We start from the raw sequence: 18711 nt of genomic DNA on the forward strand, positions 1-18711 counted from the left end.
AAAATTGACACTCAGCCAGTGGAAGCTTGTAAGCACTCAGAGATAATGGTTAACCCAACTATAAAAAAGGAAACCTCCACCTTAATTTAGGTGGGTTTTTTTGCATTTCTTTTATTAACCGTTTAATTGGTTAACTATTTAGACTTTATAATAAAAAAGACTAATAAAAGTTAAAAAATGTAATAAAAAAGAGGAATAGTATTTAAGTGAAATTAAAATAAAGCACAACTAAATATGCATTTTTTAAATGTTTTACCACTTTTTATTGACCATAAAAATTTAAAAGAATTAAAATAAATATAAAGTAAGTAGTTACTTACATTTTAAAACTAGTTTGTAGGAGGATGAATATTTTTAATGTATAGTTTAAGTTTTCAAAAGGTGGATGAGGCGAACGAAAAAGTTGGAGCAAAAGCTTTAAACCTTATAAAAATGAAAAAAGAAAATTTACCGATTCCGGATGGCTTTGTTATTCAAACAGAAGCTTTAAAGCGATATATCGAATGGAATGAGATTAATCGTCAAACGGATAATATCCACGAGAGAATTTTGCAAGGGGAAATTCCTATTGAAATTGAATCGGATCTCATAGAGGCATTTCGAAATCTAAAAAGCTCTTATACATCAGTAGCTGTTCGATCATCATCCAGTGCTGAAGATTTAGAAGGTGCATCGTTTGCTGGCCAGTATGAAACCTATCTTAATGTGAAAAGCCCTGAGGATTTTTTAAGTAAAGTAAAAGCTTGCTGGGCCTCATTTTTTACTGAAAGAGTCGAACAATATACTCAAAATATGTATGCTGATTTTGATGAAATTTCAATGGCAGTTGTTGTTCAAGGATTAATTGAGTCCGAAGTATCGGGAGTCATATTCAGCCAAAACCCTGTTACTCATAATACAAAAGAAATGATGATTAATGCCAGCTATGGACTAGGAGAAGCAATCGTATCGGGCATAGTAACACCTGATGTTTACCTGGTTAATAAACAAACCTTTGAGATAGAGAAAGAGAAAGGGCTAAAGGAAGTGAAAATAATTCCACTTGCTGAAGGCGTTGAAGAAATCGAAACAACGGAAGATGAACAGCAAAGGTTTTGTTTAACAGACGAGAAAATCATTGAATTGGGCGAAATAACAAAAGAAGTAGAAGCTCTTTACCAACATCCCGTAGACATAGAGTTTGGTATTCAAGACAATCAAGTATATCTATTACAGGCAAGAGCGATTACCACATTAACAGAATCAAAAGAATTAACTCCTTTCCAAAAAGATATATCTTTAAGTTTCGAGGATATGGAAGAGTTTTGGATTTTAAATGACACAAGTTTTTCCCATGCTGTTAGTCCTTTGTACGCTTCATTTATTATTCCGGCATTTTCGGAAGGAACAGCTGCTAGTTTTAAAAAGTTAAAGTTTATGTTTAATAGACTTCATTTAAAACTTTATAAAGGTCATATCTATACAAAAACGGAGTCTTTTAAAGGAGATTCTAATAAAAGATTCCAAGCAAATAAAGAATTGATGGAAAGTATTTATCCAATCCTAACAAAACGAATGAATCAAATGATTAAAGAACAATTCCTGCCTTACTATAACAAGTTAGATAGCTTTACTGAGGGAAATCTCAATCTTCAGAGAGGAAAAGAGATTCTTCAAAGTTTAACTGATTTTTATAAAACGGCATATGACTTGCATTTTGACATTGTTATGCCTCAAATGTCTTTAAATACTAAGGTTGAAGAATACTATAAAAACCTTACAAATAAAAAATCCGGCCATGATGTTTATGAGCTATTGACCGGGAAAATGAACAAATCGTTGGAAACGGATCAGCAGCTTTCTAGACTTGCTTTAACAGTTAAAGACGATGCGGAACTTACTAAGATCTTTGAAGAAGAATGTACAGAAACTTTATTAAAGAAATTAGAGGAAAATAAAGCAGCAAAAAGCTTTATGGCTGAAGTAGATGCTTTTCTAAAACAGTATGGATATCGAAGCGTCGTAAGTCACGATTTTGTAGGGGAAACTTGGCTAGAGAATCCTCTTCACGCATTATTGATTATTCAAGGGTATGTTAATGACGGTTACAACTTTGATGAGAATTTCAAACAGACGGTCAAAAAACGTGAACAGAACTATAATGAATTTCTGGAACAGATAGCGGATAGCACACACAAAGAAGAGTTTAAAAAATATTATCAGTGGGCGTTAGATGCATCTGTTATAAGAGATGACCACCATTTTTATATCGATGCAATGTTGGATGCAAAAGCTCGTTTATTCCTACTCAAGCTAGGTGATTTACTAGTACATCATCATGTTTTTCTAATGAAAGAAGATATTTTCTTCTTATATCTTGATGAGGTAAAGTCTCTTTTAGAAAATCCAGTAGACGTGACAGAATTAGTTGAGAAACGTAAAAAAGAACACGCAGAACATGAACAAATGCCTAATTTGCCTAGATACTTCGGCGTCCCTGAGCCAGCTCACCTAAAAGAAGCTGAGAAATATATGGGAGCTATTGAGGAAAATGACGCTAACAGCGAACATTCTATTAAAGGATTAGCCTCTTCTTCAGGAACCTATACCGGAAAAGTAAAAGTCATTTCAAATACGAAGGAATTTTATAAGCTGGAAAAAGGTGATGTTTTAGTATGTAAAACCACTACTCCACTTTGGACTACTTTATTTCAGACTGCGGGGGCTGTTATTACTGACGCTGGAGGCATTCTTTCTCATTCGGCAATAATTGCACGTGAATATGAAATTCCTGCAGTGGTTGGTACGAAAATAAGTACGGATAAGCTAAAAGATGGCGATATAGTTATGGTGGATGGTACGAATGGAATTGTCACGCTTTTAAATGAATAAATAGTTCTCTTCGCTTCCATTTGACAACAGCTCTTTTTCCTTTATATACTGCCTAATGGAAAGTAAATACTTACATTCAGGAAGCATAAAGGATGATTAACATGAAAAAAGATGAAACAAAAAAGAAGATAACAAAAGCTACAATAGAACTGCTTAAAGAAAAAGGCTACAAAGGTACTACCACTAGAGAAATTGCAGAACAAGCTGGAGTTAATGAATTAACTGTTTTTCGCCACTTTGGCAATAAAGAAGGCATTATTCAAGCTATTGTCAAAACAACAAGCTTTTCGCTTGAAATTTTTGATAAATCAATTGAATGGGAGCTTGAAAAAGATTTGACGAATTTCGGTTACCTGTTACTAAAAGACTTTGATAATAACCGAGACATGATTTCAATTGCTTTAAAAGATCCTTTAATTTTCTCACAGGCGCACGAAGAAATTTTGAAAAAAATTAATGATACGAAAGAAATACTAAAAGAATACTTTGAAGAAATGCAAAGGAAAGGATATATCAAAGAATTAGATTGCTGTACACAAGCGGAGATTTTCCTAAGTGCGTATTGGGGATATTTTATGTATAAACTAAATTTTGGAGACAAAGCCTTACATGCAGATTATCAAGATATGATAAAAAACAGTATAAACACGTTTATAAAAGGAATTTCTCTCCATTAAAAGGAGGCAATAATGTTTGGGTAAACATAAAGAGCTTATCTTGATTATTTCATTACTAATTGGGACATTTCTTGTACCAATAAATTCGACAATGATTGCCGTTGCTCTATCAACCATATCGGCTCATTTTAATGAACCACTTGCAAGTATTTCTTGGGTAGTAACTATTTATTTAATTGTAATGGCTGTCACTCAGCCTATCGCTGGAAAGCTAGGAGATCTATATGGAAACAGAACTATCTATTTATGGGGCGTGGTGTTCTTTCTGATAGCATCTTTAGGCTGTATATTTTCAACTAATCTCATTTCCCTTATTATCTTTCGATCACTGCAGGCAGTAGGAGGAGCTTTACTTACTCCAAACACTATAGCAATCATTAGATATGTGGTGCCAAAAGAACGGCTCCCTAAAGTTCTGGGTATATTTGGAATGGGGATGGGTTTGGGTGCTGCAATTGGACCTTTATTAGGGTCTGTCCTGCTTGAAAACTTCAATTTGGAAGCTATATTCTGGGTCAACGTTCCTTTTCTTTTCTTAGCTTTAATCAGCGGAATAGTTATGATTCCTAAATTTAATGTTAAAAAGCAAACAAGTACTTTAGATATTCAAGGTTCTATTTATTTAGCAATTAGCATTTCTTTATTGATCTTGTTGACACACGGTATGAAATTTACCAAGGCTTTAATAATGGGAATAATATTTATTTTATCTACAATCTTGTTTATCAAAAGAGAAAATACGGCAGAAAACCCGATTATCGATTTTTCTTTATTTAAACATTCCACCTTTACAAGCGCTAATTTATCTATTATGCTTAGCAACTTTGTTATGTATGTGATTTTATTAATTATGCCTCTGTTAATGAAGTCTCAATTTCATTTATCTACAGCGCAAACAGGGCTTGTTTTATCAGTTTTTTCGATTTCAATGTCTTTAAGCGGCTGGATAGGTGGATTATTAAACAATAAGTTTAGTTCTAAAAAAGTGATTGGGTTTTCTTTTGCTATGATTATTGTCTCTAATATCCTTTTTCTATCTTTAGAGAACATTGGATCTATTCTTTTTCTTATCGTAGCTTTAATTATTGGAGGTTTTTCGACCGGAATAGGTTTAACAAGCATGCAGGTTGCCTCGCTGGACTCCGTAAGCAAAGAACAGTCTGGTACAGCTTCTGGCATTTACTCGACATTTCGCTATTTTGGAAGTATTATTTCGTCCACGCTTATTGCGCTCGTTACAAGCTATAACTACATCTTCATTATTTTAGGGATATCGGGGATAGTAGGCATACTAGTAGCTAGAAGCATTAAATCTAGTAGCCAAGATGTAATAAGCAGCAATAATTCTAGTGCAAAAGCATAGTTGTTTTTTGATAAAGCTTTTGTTTATATACACAATTTACTAATCAATCAATAAAAAAAGTACTGCTTCTAAAATAGGAGCAGTACTTTTTTTCACTTAAAAACTTTAGAGAAAACAACATACGAATTTACAAAATGACTTGCTTTAAATAAAAAAATTCTAATAATTCAAACTTGTTGTTGACGAACTCGCATTTCAGATGTACACTTAAGTCACAAAGCTACTTAGTATACAAGTTACCTAAGTATACTAAATTATATGTTAATAGATATATTATTTAGAAAACAGCAAGTCATAAATTAATGAGGTGACTAAAATGAAAGAAATTAGTATTGAAGAATTAAAAGAAAAAGCCATTCAATTAAGAAAAACAGCTCTTACAATGATTTATGGAGCACAATCTGGCCATCCAGGAGGTTCACTTTCTGCGGCTGATATTATGGCAGCGCTTTACTTTAAAGAAATGAATGTTGATCCGCACAACCCTAACTGGGAAGATCGCGATAGATTCGTCCTTTCTAAAGGTCACGTTTGTCCCATTCAGTATTCCGCTTTAGCTTTACGAGGATTCGTTCCTTATGAAACGATATACACGTTAAGAGAATACGGTTCTCCGTTTCAAGGGCATCCAGATATGAAAAAGTGCAAAGGTATTGATATTTCAACAGGCTCACTAGGACAAGGACTTTCGTGTGGCGTAGGTATGGCAATCGCAGGTAAACGAGATTTTAAAGACTATAGAGTTTTTTCTTTAGTAGGAGACGGAGAATGTCAAGAAGGACAAATTTGGGAAGCTGCTCAAACAGCAGTTAAGTACCAATTAGATAATTTAGTTGTATTTGTAGATAATAACAGACTTCAAATCGATGGATTTTGTGATGAAATTATGCCATTGCAAGATTTAGAGAAAAAATTTGATGCATTTGGTTTTGAAACAAAGCGAATTAATGGACACTCCATGGAAGAGATTGTAGCAACATTGGATGAAGTAAAAGTAGCGAAGAATGGAAGACCAAAATGTATCATCTGTGACACGGTAAAAGGTAAAGGAGTTTCGTTCATGGAGGATGTGGCTGATTGGCACGGAGTTGCTCCAAATGAAGAACAATATCATCAAGCAATGGAAGAAGTAGCAGGAGGGTTAAGATAATGAGCATACTAGAAAAAGATCTTACAGTAAAAAAAGCTACGAGAGAAGCCTTTGGAGATGAAATCGTAAAATTAGGGAAAGAAAATAAAAATATTTATGTCATTGATGTCGATATTGCAAAGTCGTGTAAAACAGTAAACTTTATCAAACAATTACCCGACCAGCATATTAATGTAGGAATTGCAGAGCAAAATGCAGCCGGGTTAGCGGCTGGACTTGCTACGACTGGTAAAATTCCTTTTGTAAGCACTTACGCGGTTTTTGGTTCGTTAAGAATGCTTGAACAAATTAGACAAGAAGTCTGCTACCCTAACTTAAATGTAAAGATTGCTTGTTCACACGGCGGTTTAACACCAGCTAATGATGGCGGAAGTCATCAGGCTATAGAAGATATGGGTGTATTAAGATCGGTTCCAAATATGACCGTCATTATGGGAGCTGACTATTATTCTACTAGAAAGCTAGTAGAACAAGCTGCTAAAGTGTACGGACCTGTATATCTTCGTTTTACTCGTGATACGGTTCCAATGATTTACGATGAAAATGAAGAGTTTACAATCGGAAAAGCGAAAAAAATTAAAGATGGAAGCGACATCGCTATTATTGCCAACGGCGATACAGTACGACTCGCTTTAGAAGCAACGAAAGAACTAGAGAAACAAGGCATATCTGTGAAATTACTAGACATGCATACGATTAAGCCTTTAGATCGAGAAGCAGTGGTTGACTGCTTAAATATTGGAAAAATCATTACGGTTGAAGATCACAATATTCTAAATGGCCTTGGCAGTGCCGTATGTGAAGTAGTTGCGGAAGAAGGAAAAGGTACAGTTCGAAGAATTGGTGTACAGGATCAATTTGGACAATCTGCGCCTTATGAAAAACTATTAGAGTTAAATGGAATTACTGTAGAAAATATTATCAAAACAGCTAAAGAACTGATGTAAGACTAACTATATTAAATAGATAAAGCTAACAAGATGGGGGAAATATAACATGTTTGATTTAAAAGAGAGAGTAGCAATTATTACTGGTAGCGGTTCCAAAAAAGGGATTGGACGTACAATCGCCCTGACACTTGCAGAGCAAGGAGCGGCTGTTGTTATAGCAGATATTAATTTTGATGGTGTGCAGGATACAGTCAACGAAATAAAAGAAGCTGGTGGCAAAGCCCTAGGAATAGAGTTAAATGTAACAAGTAAAGATTCTTGCGAGGCGATGGTTAGAAAAACACTTGAAGAATTCGGCAGAATTGATATTTTAATTAATAATGCAGGTATTTCTCAAAAGGTTACCGTTCAAGATATGACGCTTGAAGACATTACAAAAGTGTTTAACGTCAATATGTTTGGGTTATTTCTATGTACACAAGCAGTATTAGAAACAATGAAAGATCAAAAGTATGGTCGAATTATAAGCTTGTCTTCTGTTTCGGCTAAAAGAGGTGGAGGAGTGTTTGGGGGACCTCACTATTCGGCATCTAAGGCCGCAGTACTAGGTTTTTCAAAGAACTTAGCGCGCGAGGTAGCCTTAGATGGCATTACGGTTAACTGTGTAGCTCCTGGACTCGTTAATACAGAAATTTGGAAGTCACTTCCTGAAGAAGATGCAAAGTCTGTGATTGATAGTATTCCTATGGGGAGACCGGGTGAAGTGAAAGAAATCGCGGCTACAATTGCCTTTTTAGCTTCAAAAGAAGCTTCTTATATTACAGGAGAAGAAATTGATATAAACGGTGGCTCACATATGGATTAATATTCAGGTTCGTTATACAGGCATGCCATGATGGTATGCCTGTATAGCTGTTTATTGATAAAATCATTAGTAAAATGAGAAACTGACTACATAAATAAGGATTTTTTTACTAGAAGATGCTAGGCTTGTTGCCCCTAAAAATAGAACAGTATATAATAATTATGTCTACTTAATTATGAATAAAATGAGCTAATAATTATAGAGAGAAGTGATTTCCATTAGTTTTAATCCAGTTTCTAATAATAAATTATATATTCAAATTTATAATCAAATTCTTTCTGAAATTCAATCTGGAGCGTTTCAAGTAGGAGATAAACTCCCTGCTGAAAGGGAGCTGTGTGAACAATTTGGTGTAAGCCGCGTGCCTGTTAGACAAGCCCTTAGCGCCCTGGAATTGAACGGTTTTATCTATTCTCGTCAAGGAGAAGGTGTATATGTTAAAGAGTTTCAAACAGAAGCTGAAAATTCTCAATCAACACTTTTAACGGACTCTACCTCCCCTGAAGACATTGTAGAAGCAAGAATGAACATAGAGCCTCTTATTGTACGTTTTGCAGCTTTGAGAGCTACAGAAGAAGATATTAAGGACCTGCGTGCAACTATTGATAAGATGGAGGAAGAAACGAACGCAGGGGTGTACGTACCAGAAACAGATGAAGCCCTACATAATGGTATAGCAAAGGCTTCTCATAATGATTTATTTATTAGTATTATGGCAGCTATTAGCAATGCGATGAAACAGCAGGAAATGTGGAAGTTTATAAGAGATCGAACCGTCACTAGACCTGACTACCGGGAAGTTAATTTTAATGAGCATAAATTACTTATTAATGCAATTGAACAGCATAACGAAGAAGAAGCTGTGAGAATTATGAGTTTTCACATGCAAAATCTATATGATCGTTATTGGAAAGCTTAATTCCAACTAATTTTTTATTAGAACAATACCAAATATAGAGGTAAAAGGCAGCTAAAGTGTAGCTGTCTTTTTGCTGTTGAAAAGATAGCATAAAATGAGTAAGATTCAGTGTTTTCTTTCCAAACAAACTGTGTATTTCTTTTCATTTTTAATAAGGTTCAGAAAATATTTAATATAATAATTATATTGACAATTGATAGGTATGTAAGTACACTGTTTATATAAGGTAACTTAGTATACAAGTAGCTAAATCTATAAAACGGAGGTAATGTGAATCTTAAAATTCATTAGTCTTTACAGCTCGATATTTTTTTAGAGAGATTAAGAGAAGGGTTCGAAAATATAAGCGTTTTTTACCGTTACTGTGGAGTACAAATGTTTTGGATTATTAGGATAGAAAGTAGAAAGTGGATTTATAGTGTTTTCATATCGCTAGTAAGGTTTTGGTGTATGATATTTTCTAATAGTTCTTACTTTTTTAAATGATAAATAATACAGGGGGATACTTCGCTCTTTCATTTTTTATATGTCCATATGAAAGGGATTACAGAAGTAGGGACTAGATTTACTGAGACTTAGAAATAGATCAATCATCTTTTATATAAACTTTTAATTCTTTCTGTCAATTAGCCTAGAGCAAACTCTCAGGTCAAAGACCGAAGAGTATGAAGAATAGAAGGATGGTAACCCAGGGAGGAATTATTTTGGATCCAATTAACTTAGAACGTTCAACTACTAAAAAAGTAACGTTAAGGCTCATTCCATTTCTATTTTTATGTTTTACCATATCGATACTTGATCGAGTAAATATTGGGTTTGCTGCATTACAAATGAATGAAGATTTAGGTTTTTCTAATGCTGTTTTTGGATTAGGGGCAGGAATTTTCTTCCTTGGCTATTTCCTTTTAGAAGTACCTGGAAGTGCTATGATGACGAAAGTCGGAGCTAGAAGATGGATTAGTAGAATCATGATTACATGGGCAGTAATTGCTATTTTAATGGCTTTTATCCAAACACCATGGCAGTTTTATACCGCAAGATTTCTTTTAGGAATTGCTGAAGCTAGCTTTTATCCTTGTATGGTCTTTTATCTAAGTGGTTTTTATCAAACAAAACATCATGCAAAAGCAATTGCTGGATTTATGATTGCAATCCCTGGTGCTAATGCAATAGGATCTCCTCTTTCTACTTATTTATTAGGTATTGACTGGTTAAACATGGCTGGATGGCAATGGCTTTTCATTTTGGAAGCGATTCCAGCTTTAATCTTAGGTGTGATATGCTTCTTCTATCTTGACGATAAGCTGGAGGATGTAAAATGGTTGACTAACGAGGAGAAGAAATGGTTAATCGACGTTACAACAAAAGAGAAGTTAGAAAAGCAGGAAGCCAAACACTATACATTCGCTCAGGCCTTAAAAGACCGTGACGTATTAACCTTATCTTTAGGATACTTTTTCTGGATGGTTGGCTACTATGGCATCGTCATGTTTTTACCGACAATTTCAGAAGGGTTATCTAAAACCACTTCTCTTAGTACGCATGCTATGGGGTGGATTTTAGGATTAATGTATGTTTGTGCAATGGTAACCATGATGTTGGTTAGTAACCACTCTGATAAGAAAAATGAAAGACGCTTTCACGTCGTTGCTTGCTTAGTAACAAGTGGCGTGGCATTGATTATTAGTAGCTACGTTGCAAATATGAACATTGTTTTATCATTTGTATTCTTAACGATCAGCCTTTGCGGAGCGTTCGGAGCATATTCTCCGTTTTGGGCAATTCCACCGTCTTTCTTAACGGAAGCTGCTGCTGCAGGTGCCATTGCCCTTATTAATAGTATTGGGAATCTAGGCGGTTTCTTCGGACCGTACATCGTGGGATATATTAAAGATATGACCGGATCTTTTAATGCTAGTATGACATTTCTAGGTATTAGCATGTTTGTAGCTTCCTTTATCGTAGCTTTTTTATTAAAACAATCAGGAAGAGCTATTAAAAAAAACACAGTCGATCGATTAGAAAAAACTAGTTAATTCTTGTTTGAAAGAAAAATTGTGCTACTGAGAGTGACCGACAAAAAGGTCTTTAACATGTGTCGGTCACCTTTCTAAATTAATGAGAAGGTGTTTAGCAATGATAAAGCTAGGAGTTTTAACAAGTGGCGGAGACGCTCCAGGAATGAATGCTGCTATTAGAGCAGTAGTAAAAACAGCTGACTATCATAACATAGAGGTAATGGGAATCGAGAGTGGTTACCAAGGTTTAATAGAAGGTAAACTTCATAGATTAACCTCTACAGATGTAGATTATGTTGCGGATAAAGGAGGGACATTTTTAAAAACCTCCCGCTGCGCAGAATTTATGAAAGAGTCGGGCAGAATGAAAGCTTTAAGTATATTAAAAGATTATGGAATTAATCATTTAGTGGTAATCGGCGGTGAAGGATCTTTTAAAGGCGCTCAAAAATTACATGAATTAGGTGCAAATGTCATTGCTATTCCCGCAACGATTGATAATGATTTATCTTATACAGATTATTCAATTGGATTTGATACTACATTAAATACGATATTAGAATGCCTCGGTAAAATTAAGGATACAGATTTATCTCATGAAAAGACTACCATTGTAGAAGTTATGGGAAGATATTGCGGAGATTTGGCCCTATACTCTGCTTTAGCAGGAGCTGGAGAAATTATTTCAACCCCAGAGAGAAAATTGGGCTTTGAAGAGATCTGCTTCAAGCTTAATGAGAAAATTAAAAATGGTAAAAAAGATAACTTAATCCTGATTACTGAAAAAATGTACGATATTCAAGACCTGCAAAAATATGTCGAGGATCGATTAGATATTAGCGTAAGGACAAGTATATTGGGTTTCATTCAAAGAGGAGGACAGCCGTCCGCATTTGATCGCATATTAGCAAGTAAAATGGGAATCACAGCAGTAGAATTATTATTCAAAGGATATTCTGGCAGAGCTGTAGGAATCAAAGAAAATGACTTAATTAATGTAGATATTGAAAAAGTTCATTCGAAGTTATCTAGTAATGATGATAAATACAGCTTACTGGATACCATTCTGGCTTAAGGATATCTTTTCTAACATACAATGAGTGATCTCTAAAAAAATGTATTTGAATACAAACGAATTTTTCTAATAAAAAGGAGGAAATAAACATGAATAAGCAGGTTAATGTAAAGCAGGGAACTATCGTTTGTCAAGTATGTGGGAAAGTTATTGAAAATGTAGACAACTCTGAAGGAGTTAAAACATGGTACGGGAAGTGTTCTGAGGATTGTTCCAGGAAATAATGTATTGGGAAAAAGAGACTTCAAAAATCATTAGAATTTTAATTAAGACTATAGCTAAACAAGGAGAGTATTCTTATGAAAGTCATAATTGCTTCAGATCATGGTGGGATAAACATTCGTAAAGAGATTATAAATCTATTAGATGAAATGTCCATAATATATGAAGATCTAGGCTGTGAATGCAGCAGTTCAGTCGATTATCCGGACTATGCGATTCCAGTTGCCCAACGAGTAGCAAATGGAGAAGCGGATTTTGGAATTTTAATCTGCGGTACGGGAATTGGCATGAGTATTGCCGCTAACAAAGTAAAAGGAATTCGTTGCGCACTCGTTCATGATGTTTTTTCAGCTAAAATGACGCGTGAACACAACGACACGAACATTTTAGCTATGGGGGAACGAGTAATTGGGCCAGGTTTAGCCCGCGAAATTGTGAAGACTTGGTTAACAACCCAATTTGTTGGGGGCCGTCATGAATATCGCATTGGTAAAATTACAGAATACGAAAATGTATCAGAACCTTCTCTTGAAAGAAAATAAAACCAGAAAAGGCAAGAATCAATTTGATTCTTGCCTTTTCCTATTATTTCACTTACTGATATGATGATTATAGGTCCTATCAGAATAGCAAAACTAACCGTTCCAATTCCCATACCAGTTAACCTTCCGTAAAAGCAGCTTATTATGACAACACTGAGACTAATTATTTACAATTAAAATAGATGTAATAAAATATCCCTGATTTATTATTGGGAGTTAAAGAAGTTTGTTTGCTGATGAAGAAATCTGTACGGTTAGTATCTATATATAGGAGGAAGCAAAGATGCAGGGTAAAACGATGATAACAAAAGTTATGGCTTACATAACTAGGTTTAATGGTCATCATACAGAGTTATTAGTTTACAAACACAAAGATTATCCAGAAGCAGGAGTTCAAGTTCCGGCAGGTACTGTAGAAGAGGGAGAAACAATTGAAGAAGCTTTATATAGGGAGATCAAAGAAGAATCTGGATTAATGGAGTTTTTATCGGTAACAAAATTGAAAACATATGTTTATCATCATGAAGGTAAAAGCCAGTATCATAAACGACATGTTTTTCATTTGGAAATTAAAGAAAAAACTGCAGAACGGTGGGAATATAAGGTTAATTCTAAAGGGGAAGATGCAGGATTAATCTTTTCATACTATTGGGCTCCTATTCAAGCTATTCCTAAACTAGCTGTAAATCAAGATGATTGCATTAATCAGTTATTTTTATAGTTATAAATTTATTAATAAGAGAAATATGTAGGTATCAATGAGAATAAAAGTAATTTTATATTACATCAAACCGTCCAGATATATAGCAAAGGAGAATAGGAAACATGCTTAATCAATTAAAGCTGTGGGCGAAAAAGTTAAAAAAACAGCTATTCATCTTATACTTAGCTTATAAAGATGAACGAGTATCTTGGTATATCAAATTATTTACTGCTTGTGTTGTTGCATATGCCTTCAGTCCAATCGATTTAATTCCTGATTTTATACCGGTTTTAGGCTATATTGACGATATAATCATTGTTCCTTTAGGAATTATGCTTGCTTTGAAAATGCTACCTACAAGTGTTATAGAGGACTGCACAATAAAAGCAGAAGAGCTCATTCAAAATGAACGACCTAAAAATTGGGTTGCGGGTTCAATTATTATCGCAGTATGGCTACTTATTTTTATGTGGAGCTGTTTTACTGTTTTTAAATTATTAAATTGAATGAACTCTTATCAAGAAAAAATATAGTAGGTTTACTATCGATTGTTATGATGCAAAATGGTAAATGATATATATAATTGAAAGGAGTACATTAGAACAAATGCAGCAAATTGATATCCAAGAAAAAAAGATAGACAGAGCTCTCTTTCAATTTGTTTTCCCTTTTTCCTTAAAGCAAGGAACTGAATCTAGTATCTCCCTTTTTTTAAATAAGAGCGGATTTAAGCTATTTCAGTTAAATCAACTAGAAGACGAATGTGCATATTACGGCGATTTTAAAGTCTCACATCGTGATATGGAGGCGTATTATTTGTCTTTCACTAATAAGATACTCTTTCCACACTCAGAAAAAGAAAAAGGCCTTCATAGATATTCAAAACCTTTAAATATAAGAGGTAAGTTAATTACAGATACAGAATGCATTCCTTTTCAAATACACTCTGTGGATTTAACGACATGTCCTTATGAACTTGGGTTTTTAACCATTCGAACTGAGTTGAAACCCTTTACTTCTGTGCCGTTGTCTCATTCTTTAGAATTCGCAGATCGCTTTCGCGTATTAGAACCACGAACACAAAAAGATAGCAGTACAAAAATTGAATGCGATGGCAAGATATACAAGGGAGCAGGGGAATTTGTATTTAACAACCTCTTTGAGGGGCTCTCCCGCTTTTTTGAAGGTGATTCAAAGGAAAATTCTTATTTTGAAACCTTTTCTTTTTTTGAAGATGAAAGAATGTATGTCCAATCTTTAGTGGCATTAGAGAAAAATGAAAAAATCGATGTAGTTGATGTTTATCGAATGGGAAGTCTCTGCGGCTTAACTGTAGAGGGGAAGCCATATGTTCATGCTAATAACCTTCCTTACATTCAAGATTATTTACAAAAACATGCTTATCAGCGCTGGGCTCCTAGCACTTATTTTCTGATAGAAGAACATATTTTTACTTGTATAACGATTCAAGATGAACGTACAACTCCTGATTTAGCTAATCAGTTTTATGGAGAATTTTACTACGGGCTTGTATTAAATCTGTTTCACAAGATCGTTTTATTAAAATTAGCTAATACCTATACAGAGCTAAATATTGAAAAAGACGTAAAAGAAATGGAAAAATTAATTTATTCCATTAATTCGTTTACCGCCAATTATTTTTCGCTTGAAATAGTATCTCAGTCCCGGAGCCGTGATATTTTTTATCTTCTTAGGAAAAATTTCAATATTGAGTTGTTATATAAGGAAGCTAAACAATCTCTAGAGAGTTTATTTAGATACCAGGAAAACGTTAATGCGAAAAAAGACAGCCTGCTATTGCTGATTTTGACTCTTTATTCCGTAGTAGGTCAAATGCTTGGAATGGGGCTTGTAGTAAATGATTTTATCGGAAGAATCAAATGGAGAAATATACTTGCGTACAATCCTGTAGAATATTTTGCATTAATCTTGGCAGCTAGCGGTGTCATAATTTCTCTGATACTAGGTATACAAAGTTTATATCAATGGATAATTGACCAAAGAAATCGAAAAAAATGGGTGAAACAAACTGTATTATCTTCAACAAAGGAATGAGAGCAGTCCTTTATTTCCTCCATATTCATCTTAAAACAGAAATAAAGCTCGTATAGCCTATAATTGATAACCATAGGTATCAATTATAGGCTAATTTATCTCTATGCCTTTTTAAAAAATGTTCAGCTATATCGCTTTACAATTAAAGATAAATGTTGAAATTGAGCTAATTATCCGTTTTTTTAGTGTGTTTTTTTACTGTCCATTTCTTATAGATGTAGTGTAAGAGGAAGCCTCTGTACTGATTTATAATATAGTAACTAACAATATAAAGTATACTTCCAAATAAGAAGCTATTAAGAACCATTCCTGTTAAAAAATTCTTTCCTACTTTCGCTCCTAGTTCTAGTCGATTATCCAAATCTTCATCTGCATTCTGAAGCAAAGTTTGATTAAGGTCGATTGGAAATATATATCCTCCCACTACTGTATTTAAGTAAAACATCAACGGAAAGGCCCACATAAAAAACATTCCACCAATAAGGCCTGCTATGCTGTTTCCTTTACATAATTTAGCTAAACCTATGGATATTATAAGGCCCAATCCAAAGGTAGGAACAAAGTTCACAACAGAACCTAGACTAAAACCTAGCGCAACTTTATGTGAATGATCTTTTAATCTTAATAGTTTAAGAAGTAAGTATTTAAATCGGCGCTTCAAAAATACTAATTTGCCCACATTATTCCTCCTATCTTTTCACGCTGGCATCCTATCTTTCCTTTTGGTGTATACCATTATAGAAAGGTGTTTTATTGTATTCAAGATTTGGCGTTATATAAGTAAAAAGATAAATGAGGTTAAAGAACAACAAATTTAACCATTATAAGTATATTTATACTTTATATGACAAAACAAATAATTACCTCCTAATAAATCAAGTGATTTTTGAAAATGTCACAAAAAATTCACAAATAGGTTGTTTCTTTTCTCTTTCTCCCTGCTAAAATTTTATAGTCAAGAATAAGAAAAATATAACATCGGGGGATATACTTAGTGAAAAAGATAATTTCTTCATTAGCTCTATGCTCGTCATTGATTGTGTTACCGACAATAAGCCAGGCAGCTTTAGGAGACAAGCTATTAAAAGAAGGTATGACAGATCCAGACGTAAAAGAATTACAGGATGTTTTAAGACAGAAGGGGATATTTTCAGCTACTTCGACTGGCTATTTTGGTTCAATTACAAAAGATTCAGTTTTAAGCTTTCAGCGTTCTCATAGTTTAACCGCTGATGGAATTGTAGGATCTAATACATATCAAGCGTTAATAGGTAATTCAACAAGTACGGTTACAAACGGTACACTTTTAAAATATGGAATGACTAGCAATGAAGTTGAAAAAGTACAGCAATTGTTAAAGGAAAAAGGTTACTTTAATGCCACCCCAACAGGCTATTTTGGTACAGTTACTCAAACTGCGGTTATGAATTTCCAACGGGATCATGGTTTAGCCGTGGATGGAATAGTAGGTCCGGCTACTTTGAATGCTTTAAATAACGCATCTAGCAGCTCCACTGGTTCTTCAACTGTCAATAGTTCAACGCAAGCGACAGCTAGTGATATAATTGCTTATTCTAAAAAATTCATAGGCGTACCATATGTGTGGGGAGGAACATCACCGAGTGGTTTCGATTGCAGCGGTTTCATTTATTATGTATTTAAAAATGGAGGCGGAGTAACTGTACCGCGAACAGTAGCTACCTTGTATCAGTCAGGAAAAAGTACATCTACTCCAAATGTAGGAGATATTGTGTTCTTTGATACTACTGGAGGTCCTTCACATGCTGGAATTTATATTGGAAACGGGCAGTTTATTCATGCTGGCAGTTCAACTGGTGTAACTATTGCATCGTTAAGCAACTCTTACTGGGCACCTCGTTATTTAGGAAGTAAATCTATTTTCTAATAGATTACTAGTAAAAAAATATAGCAATTGAAACTAAGCAGCTTTATTATTATTTGTGTAAATAAAGTGAAAAGTCCTGATATACAGTCAGGACTTTTTGTTATAGCAGCGAACAATGGTCTTAATATAGAGGTTGAGCTTGGTTGAAAGAATTAGATGTATGTGTCCTGTAGCAGCTTGTTAATAACAATAACGCTAGCTAACATACACCATTTAGCCATTCAGGCGTTAAACACTTCTTATATAAGCTTGTTCCATTGAATGGCTTTTGAATGTTTGAGTGTATGTGTTAAACATGGAAACATTGGTAAGTATTCCTGCAGCAAGCATTAACAATGTAAGCGAAGAACCTCCAAAGCTTATAAAAGGAAAGGTGACACCAGTAATAGGAAGAAGACCTGTGACAGCCCCAAGGTTTACAAATACTTGAACAGCAATCATAACGGAAATACCGATAGCTAACAGTGCTCCAAAAGGATCACGACACTTAATAGCTGTTTTTAATCCTTTAAAAATAATAAAAAACAGTAGCCCCAATACAAGAAGTACACCCCAAAATCCCAGCTCTTCTGCAATAATGGCCATAATAAAATCCGTATGTGATTCAGGCAAGTAGCCCGTTTTTTGAATGCCTTGTCCTAACCCCATACCTAATATTCCTCCGTTTCCTATAGCCACATAAGAATTAACAAGTTGATATCCATCGCCTTGTTGATTTTCAAAAGGATGCAAGAATCCGGTAAAACGAGCCAAACGCCCCGGAGAAAACAAAAGATCCATGTTTCCGGTTACTAATAAAACGGCTAACATAACAAGTGTTCCAATTAGCCCTAATAAACTAATTTTTAAAATAGATTTCTTTGAAATCCCTGAACATAACACAATAGCTGCAACTGTTCCTAAAATAAGCAAGGCTCCACCATAGTCAGGCTGCAAGATAATTAAGAAACAAATAAAAAGCACAACCACCATAGGTGGAAGAATCGCCCTTTTTAAATCATTGATATACTCTTGTTTATTTGCAAAAACAGCGGCTAAATAGATAATAAGCGTTAATTTTGTTATTTCTAACGGCTGAATAGCAATAGGCCCTATTTTAAACCAACTTTGTGCATTACCCGCTGTATGTCCAAAAGCTAAAACTAAAATAAGGAGTGAAATAGCGACACCTAATAAAAATTTTAATACTGCTTTTTCTTGATAAATTTTATATGGTACGATAGCTGCTAATGTGAAAAGGATAAAGCCTGCTATAAGAGCAAGCTTTTGTTTTTTATAAAAATAATCCCCAGATACACCATAACGGCTAATTGCTGTTACCATGCTGGCACTATAAACCATAATTAAACCGATCAGGCTTAGAACAATTAACGCAGCAATAAATTTGTAATCGTAACATTTTAGAATTTTTTTGAACATAAAAAACTCCTCCTA

17 protein-coding genes are annotated in these 18711 nt (G+C 34.4%); 15 read left to right on the top strand and 2 right to left on the bottom strand.

Annotation, left to right across the window (positions count from 1 at the left end; genetic code table 11):
• Window positions 1-357 precede the first annotated feature (357 nt).
• From AC1D0Y_RS10815 to AC1D0Y_RS10880, 14 genes are all read left to right on the top strand, one after another.
• Entirely contained in the window at window positions 358-2871 is a 2514-nt protein-coding gene (locus tag AC1D0Y_RS10815) for a PEP/pyruvate-binding domain-containing protein (protein ID WP_060747577.1), read from the top strand.
• A gap of 92 nt (window positions 2872-2963) precedes the next feature.
• Entirely contained in the window at window positions 2964-3548 is a 585-nt protein-coding gene (locus AC1D0Y_RS10820) for a TetR/AcrR family transcriptional regulator (RefSeq protein ID WP_060747578.1), read from the top strand.
• Window positions 3549-3564: 16 nt separating this feature from the next.
• Complete coding sequence (locus AC1D0Y_RS10825) at window positions 3565-4911, top strand: MFS transporter (RefSeq protein ID WP_477707565.1); 1347 nt, start codon at window positions 3565-3567, stop codon at window positions 4909-4911.
• A 298-nt stretch (window positions 4912-5209) separates the two neighbouring features.
• A complete protein-coding gene (locus AC1D0Y_RS10830) occupies window positions 5210-6061 on the top strand; it encodes a transketolase (protein ID WP_303750122.1) in 852 nt (283 codons plus the stop codon).
• Window positions 6061-7008 (top strand): transketolase family protein, encoded by a 948-nt coding sequence (locus AC1D0Y_RS10835; RefSeq protein WP_028409965.1) that lies wholly within the window; start codon window positions 6061-6063, stop codon window positions 7006-7008. Before AC1D0Y_RS10830 ends, AC1D0Y_RS10835 begins: the two co-directional genes overlap by 1 nt.
• 49 nt (window positions 7009-7057) lie before the next feature.
• Window positions 7058-7816: an SDR family NAD(P)-dependent oxidoreductase gene (locus tag AC1D0Y_RS10840; protein WP_060747580.1), complete on the top strand. Its 759-nt coding sequence runs from the start codon at window positions 7058-7060 to the stop codon at window positions 7814-7816.
• A 208-nt stretch (window positions 7817-8024) separates the two neighbouring features.
• Window positions 8025-8735 (top strand): FadR/GntR family transcriptional regulator, encoded by a 711-nt coding sequence (locus AC1D0Y_RS10845; protein ID WP_028409967.1) that lies wholly within the window; start codon window positions 8025-8027, stop codon window positions 8733-8735.
• Window positions 8736-9439: 704 nt separating this feature from the next.
• Window positions 9440-10771, top strand: coding sequence for an MFS transporter (locus tag AC1D0Y_RS10850; protein ID WP_098248889.1), 1332 nt, complete (start codon window positions 9440-9442; stop codon window positions 10769-10771).
• Between the two features lie 100 nt (window positions 10772-10871).
• The gene (gene pfkA / locus AC1D0Y_RS10855; RefSeq protein ID WP_060747582.1) at window positions 10872-11828 is read left to right on the top strand and encodes a 6-phosphofructokinase; all 957 of its coding nucleotides are present in this window, start codon (window positions 10872-10874) and stop codon (window positions 11826-11828) included.
• Window positions 11829-11917: 89 nt separating this feature from the next.
• Entirely contained in the window at window positions 11918-12052 is a 135-nt protein-coding gene (locus AC1D0Y_RS10860) for a GapA-binding peptide SR1P (RefSeq protein WP_107917869.1), read from the top strand.
• Window positions 12053-12127: 75 nt separating this feature from the next.
• Window positions 12128-12592, top strand: coding sequence for a ribose 5-phosphate isomerase B (gene rpiB / locus AC1D0Y_RS10865; protein ID WP_098621352.1), 465 nt, complete (start codon window positions 12128-12130; stop codon window positions 12590-12592).
• Between the two features lie 283 nt (window positions 12593-12875).
• On the top strand, window positions 12876-13313 hold the full coding sequence (locus AC1D0Y_RS10870; RefSeq protein ID WP_060747584.1) for an NUDIX hydrolase: 438 nt from the start codon (window positions 12876-12878) through the stop codon (window positions 13311-13313).
• A gap of 104 nt (window positions 13314-13417) precedes the next feature.
• Complete coding sequence (locus tag AC1D0Y_RS10875; RefSeq protein ID WP_060747585.1) at window positions 13418-13801, top strand: YkvA family protein; 384 nt, start codon at window positions 13418-13420, stop codon at window positions 13799-13801.
• Between the two features lie 100 nt (window positions 13802-13901).
• Window positions 13902-15371 carry a hypothetical protein gene (locus AC1D0Y_RS10880; RefSeq protein ID WP_098578980.1) on the top strand — a complete coding sequence of 490 codons (1470 nt, stop codon included), beginning with the start codon at window positions 13902-13904 and terminating at the stop codon, window positions 15369-15371.
• A 166-nt stretch (window positions 15372-15537) separates the two neighbouring features.
• Here the strand turns inward: AC1D0Y_RS10880 and AC1D0Y_RS10885 are convergent, their stop codons facing one another.
• Entirely contained in the window at window positions 15538-16050 is a 513-nt protein-coding gene (locus AC1D0Y_RS10885; protein ID WP_477707566.1) for a DUF2062 domain-containing protein, read from the bottom strand.
• Window positions 16051-16365: 315 nt separating this feature from the next.
• On the opposite strand from AC1D0Y_RS10885, the gene AC1D0Y_RS10890 reads away from it, so the two are divergent.
• Complete coding sequence (locus AC1D0Y_RS10890) at window positions 16366-17277, top strand: C40 family peptidase (RefSeq protein ID WP_028409974.1); 912 nt, start codon at window positions 16366-16368, stop codon at window positions 17275-17277.
• A gap of 228 nt (window positions 17278-17505) precedes the next feature.
• On the opposite strand, the gene AC1D0Y_RS10895 is transcribed toward AC1D0Y_RS10890, so the two are convergent.
• Window positions 17506-18696 (bottom strand): FtsW/RodA/SpoVE family cell cycle protein, encoded by a 1191-nt coding sequence (locus AC1D0Y_RS10895; RefSeq protein ID WP_217599306.1) that lies wholly within the window; start codon window positions 18694-18696, stop codon window positions 17506-17508.
• Between the last annotated feature and the right edge of the window lie 15 nt (window positions 18697-18711).

The sequence above is a fragment of the Priestia sp. P1_B12_1 genome (genome assembly GCF_056406695.1).

Bases quoted from the DNA above. Each gene is read 5' to 3' on its own strand.
- AC1D0Y_RS10815 (WP_060747577.1), top strand. From the start codon at position 358: ATGTATAGTTTAAGTTTTCAAAAGGTGGATGAGGCGAACGAAAAAGTT.
- AC1D0Y_RS10820 (WP_060747578.1), top strand. From the start codon at position 2,964: ATGATTAACATGAAAAAAGATGAAACAAAAAAGAAGATAACAAAAGCT.
- AC1D0Y_RS10835 (WP_028409965.1), top strand. From the start codon at position 6,061: ATGAGCATACTAGAAAAAGATCTTACAGTAAAAAAAGCTACGAGAGAA.
- AC1D0Y_RS10840 (WP_060747580.1), top strand. From the start codon at position 7,058: ATGTTTGATTTAAAAGAGAGAGTAGCAATTATTACTGGTAGCGGTTCC.
- pfkA (WP_060747582.1), top strand. From the start codon at position 10,872: ATGATAAAGCTAGGAGTTTTAACAAGTGGCGGAGACGCTCCAGGAATG.
- AC1D0Y_RS10860 (WP_107917869.1), top strand. From the start codon at position 11,918: ATGAATAAGCAGGTTAATGTAAAGCAGGGAACTATCGTTTGTCAAGTA.
- rpiB (WP_098621352.1), top strand. From the start codon at position 12,128: ATGAAAGTCATAATTGCTTCAGATCATGGTGGGATAAACATTCGTAAA.
- AC1D0Y_RS10870 (WP_060747584.1), top strand. From the start codon at position 12,876: ATGCAGGGTAAAACGATGATAACAAAAGTTATGGCTTACATAACTAGG.
- AC1D0Y_RS10875 (WP_060747585.1), top strand. From the start codon at position 13,418: ATGCTTAATCAATTAAAGCTGTGGGCGAAAAAGTTAAAAAAACAGCTA.
- AC1D0Y_RS10880 (WP_098578980.1), top strand. From the start codon at position 13,902: ATGCAGCAAATTGATATCCAAGAAAAAAAGATAGACAGAGCTCTCTTT.
- AC1D0Y_RS10895 (WP_217599306.1), bottom strand. From the start codon at position 18,696: ATGTTCAAAAAAATTCTAAAATGTTACGATTACAAATTTATTGCTGCG.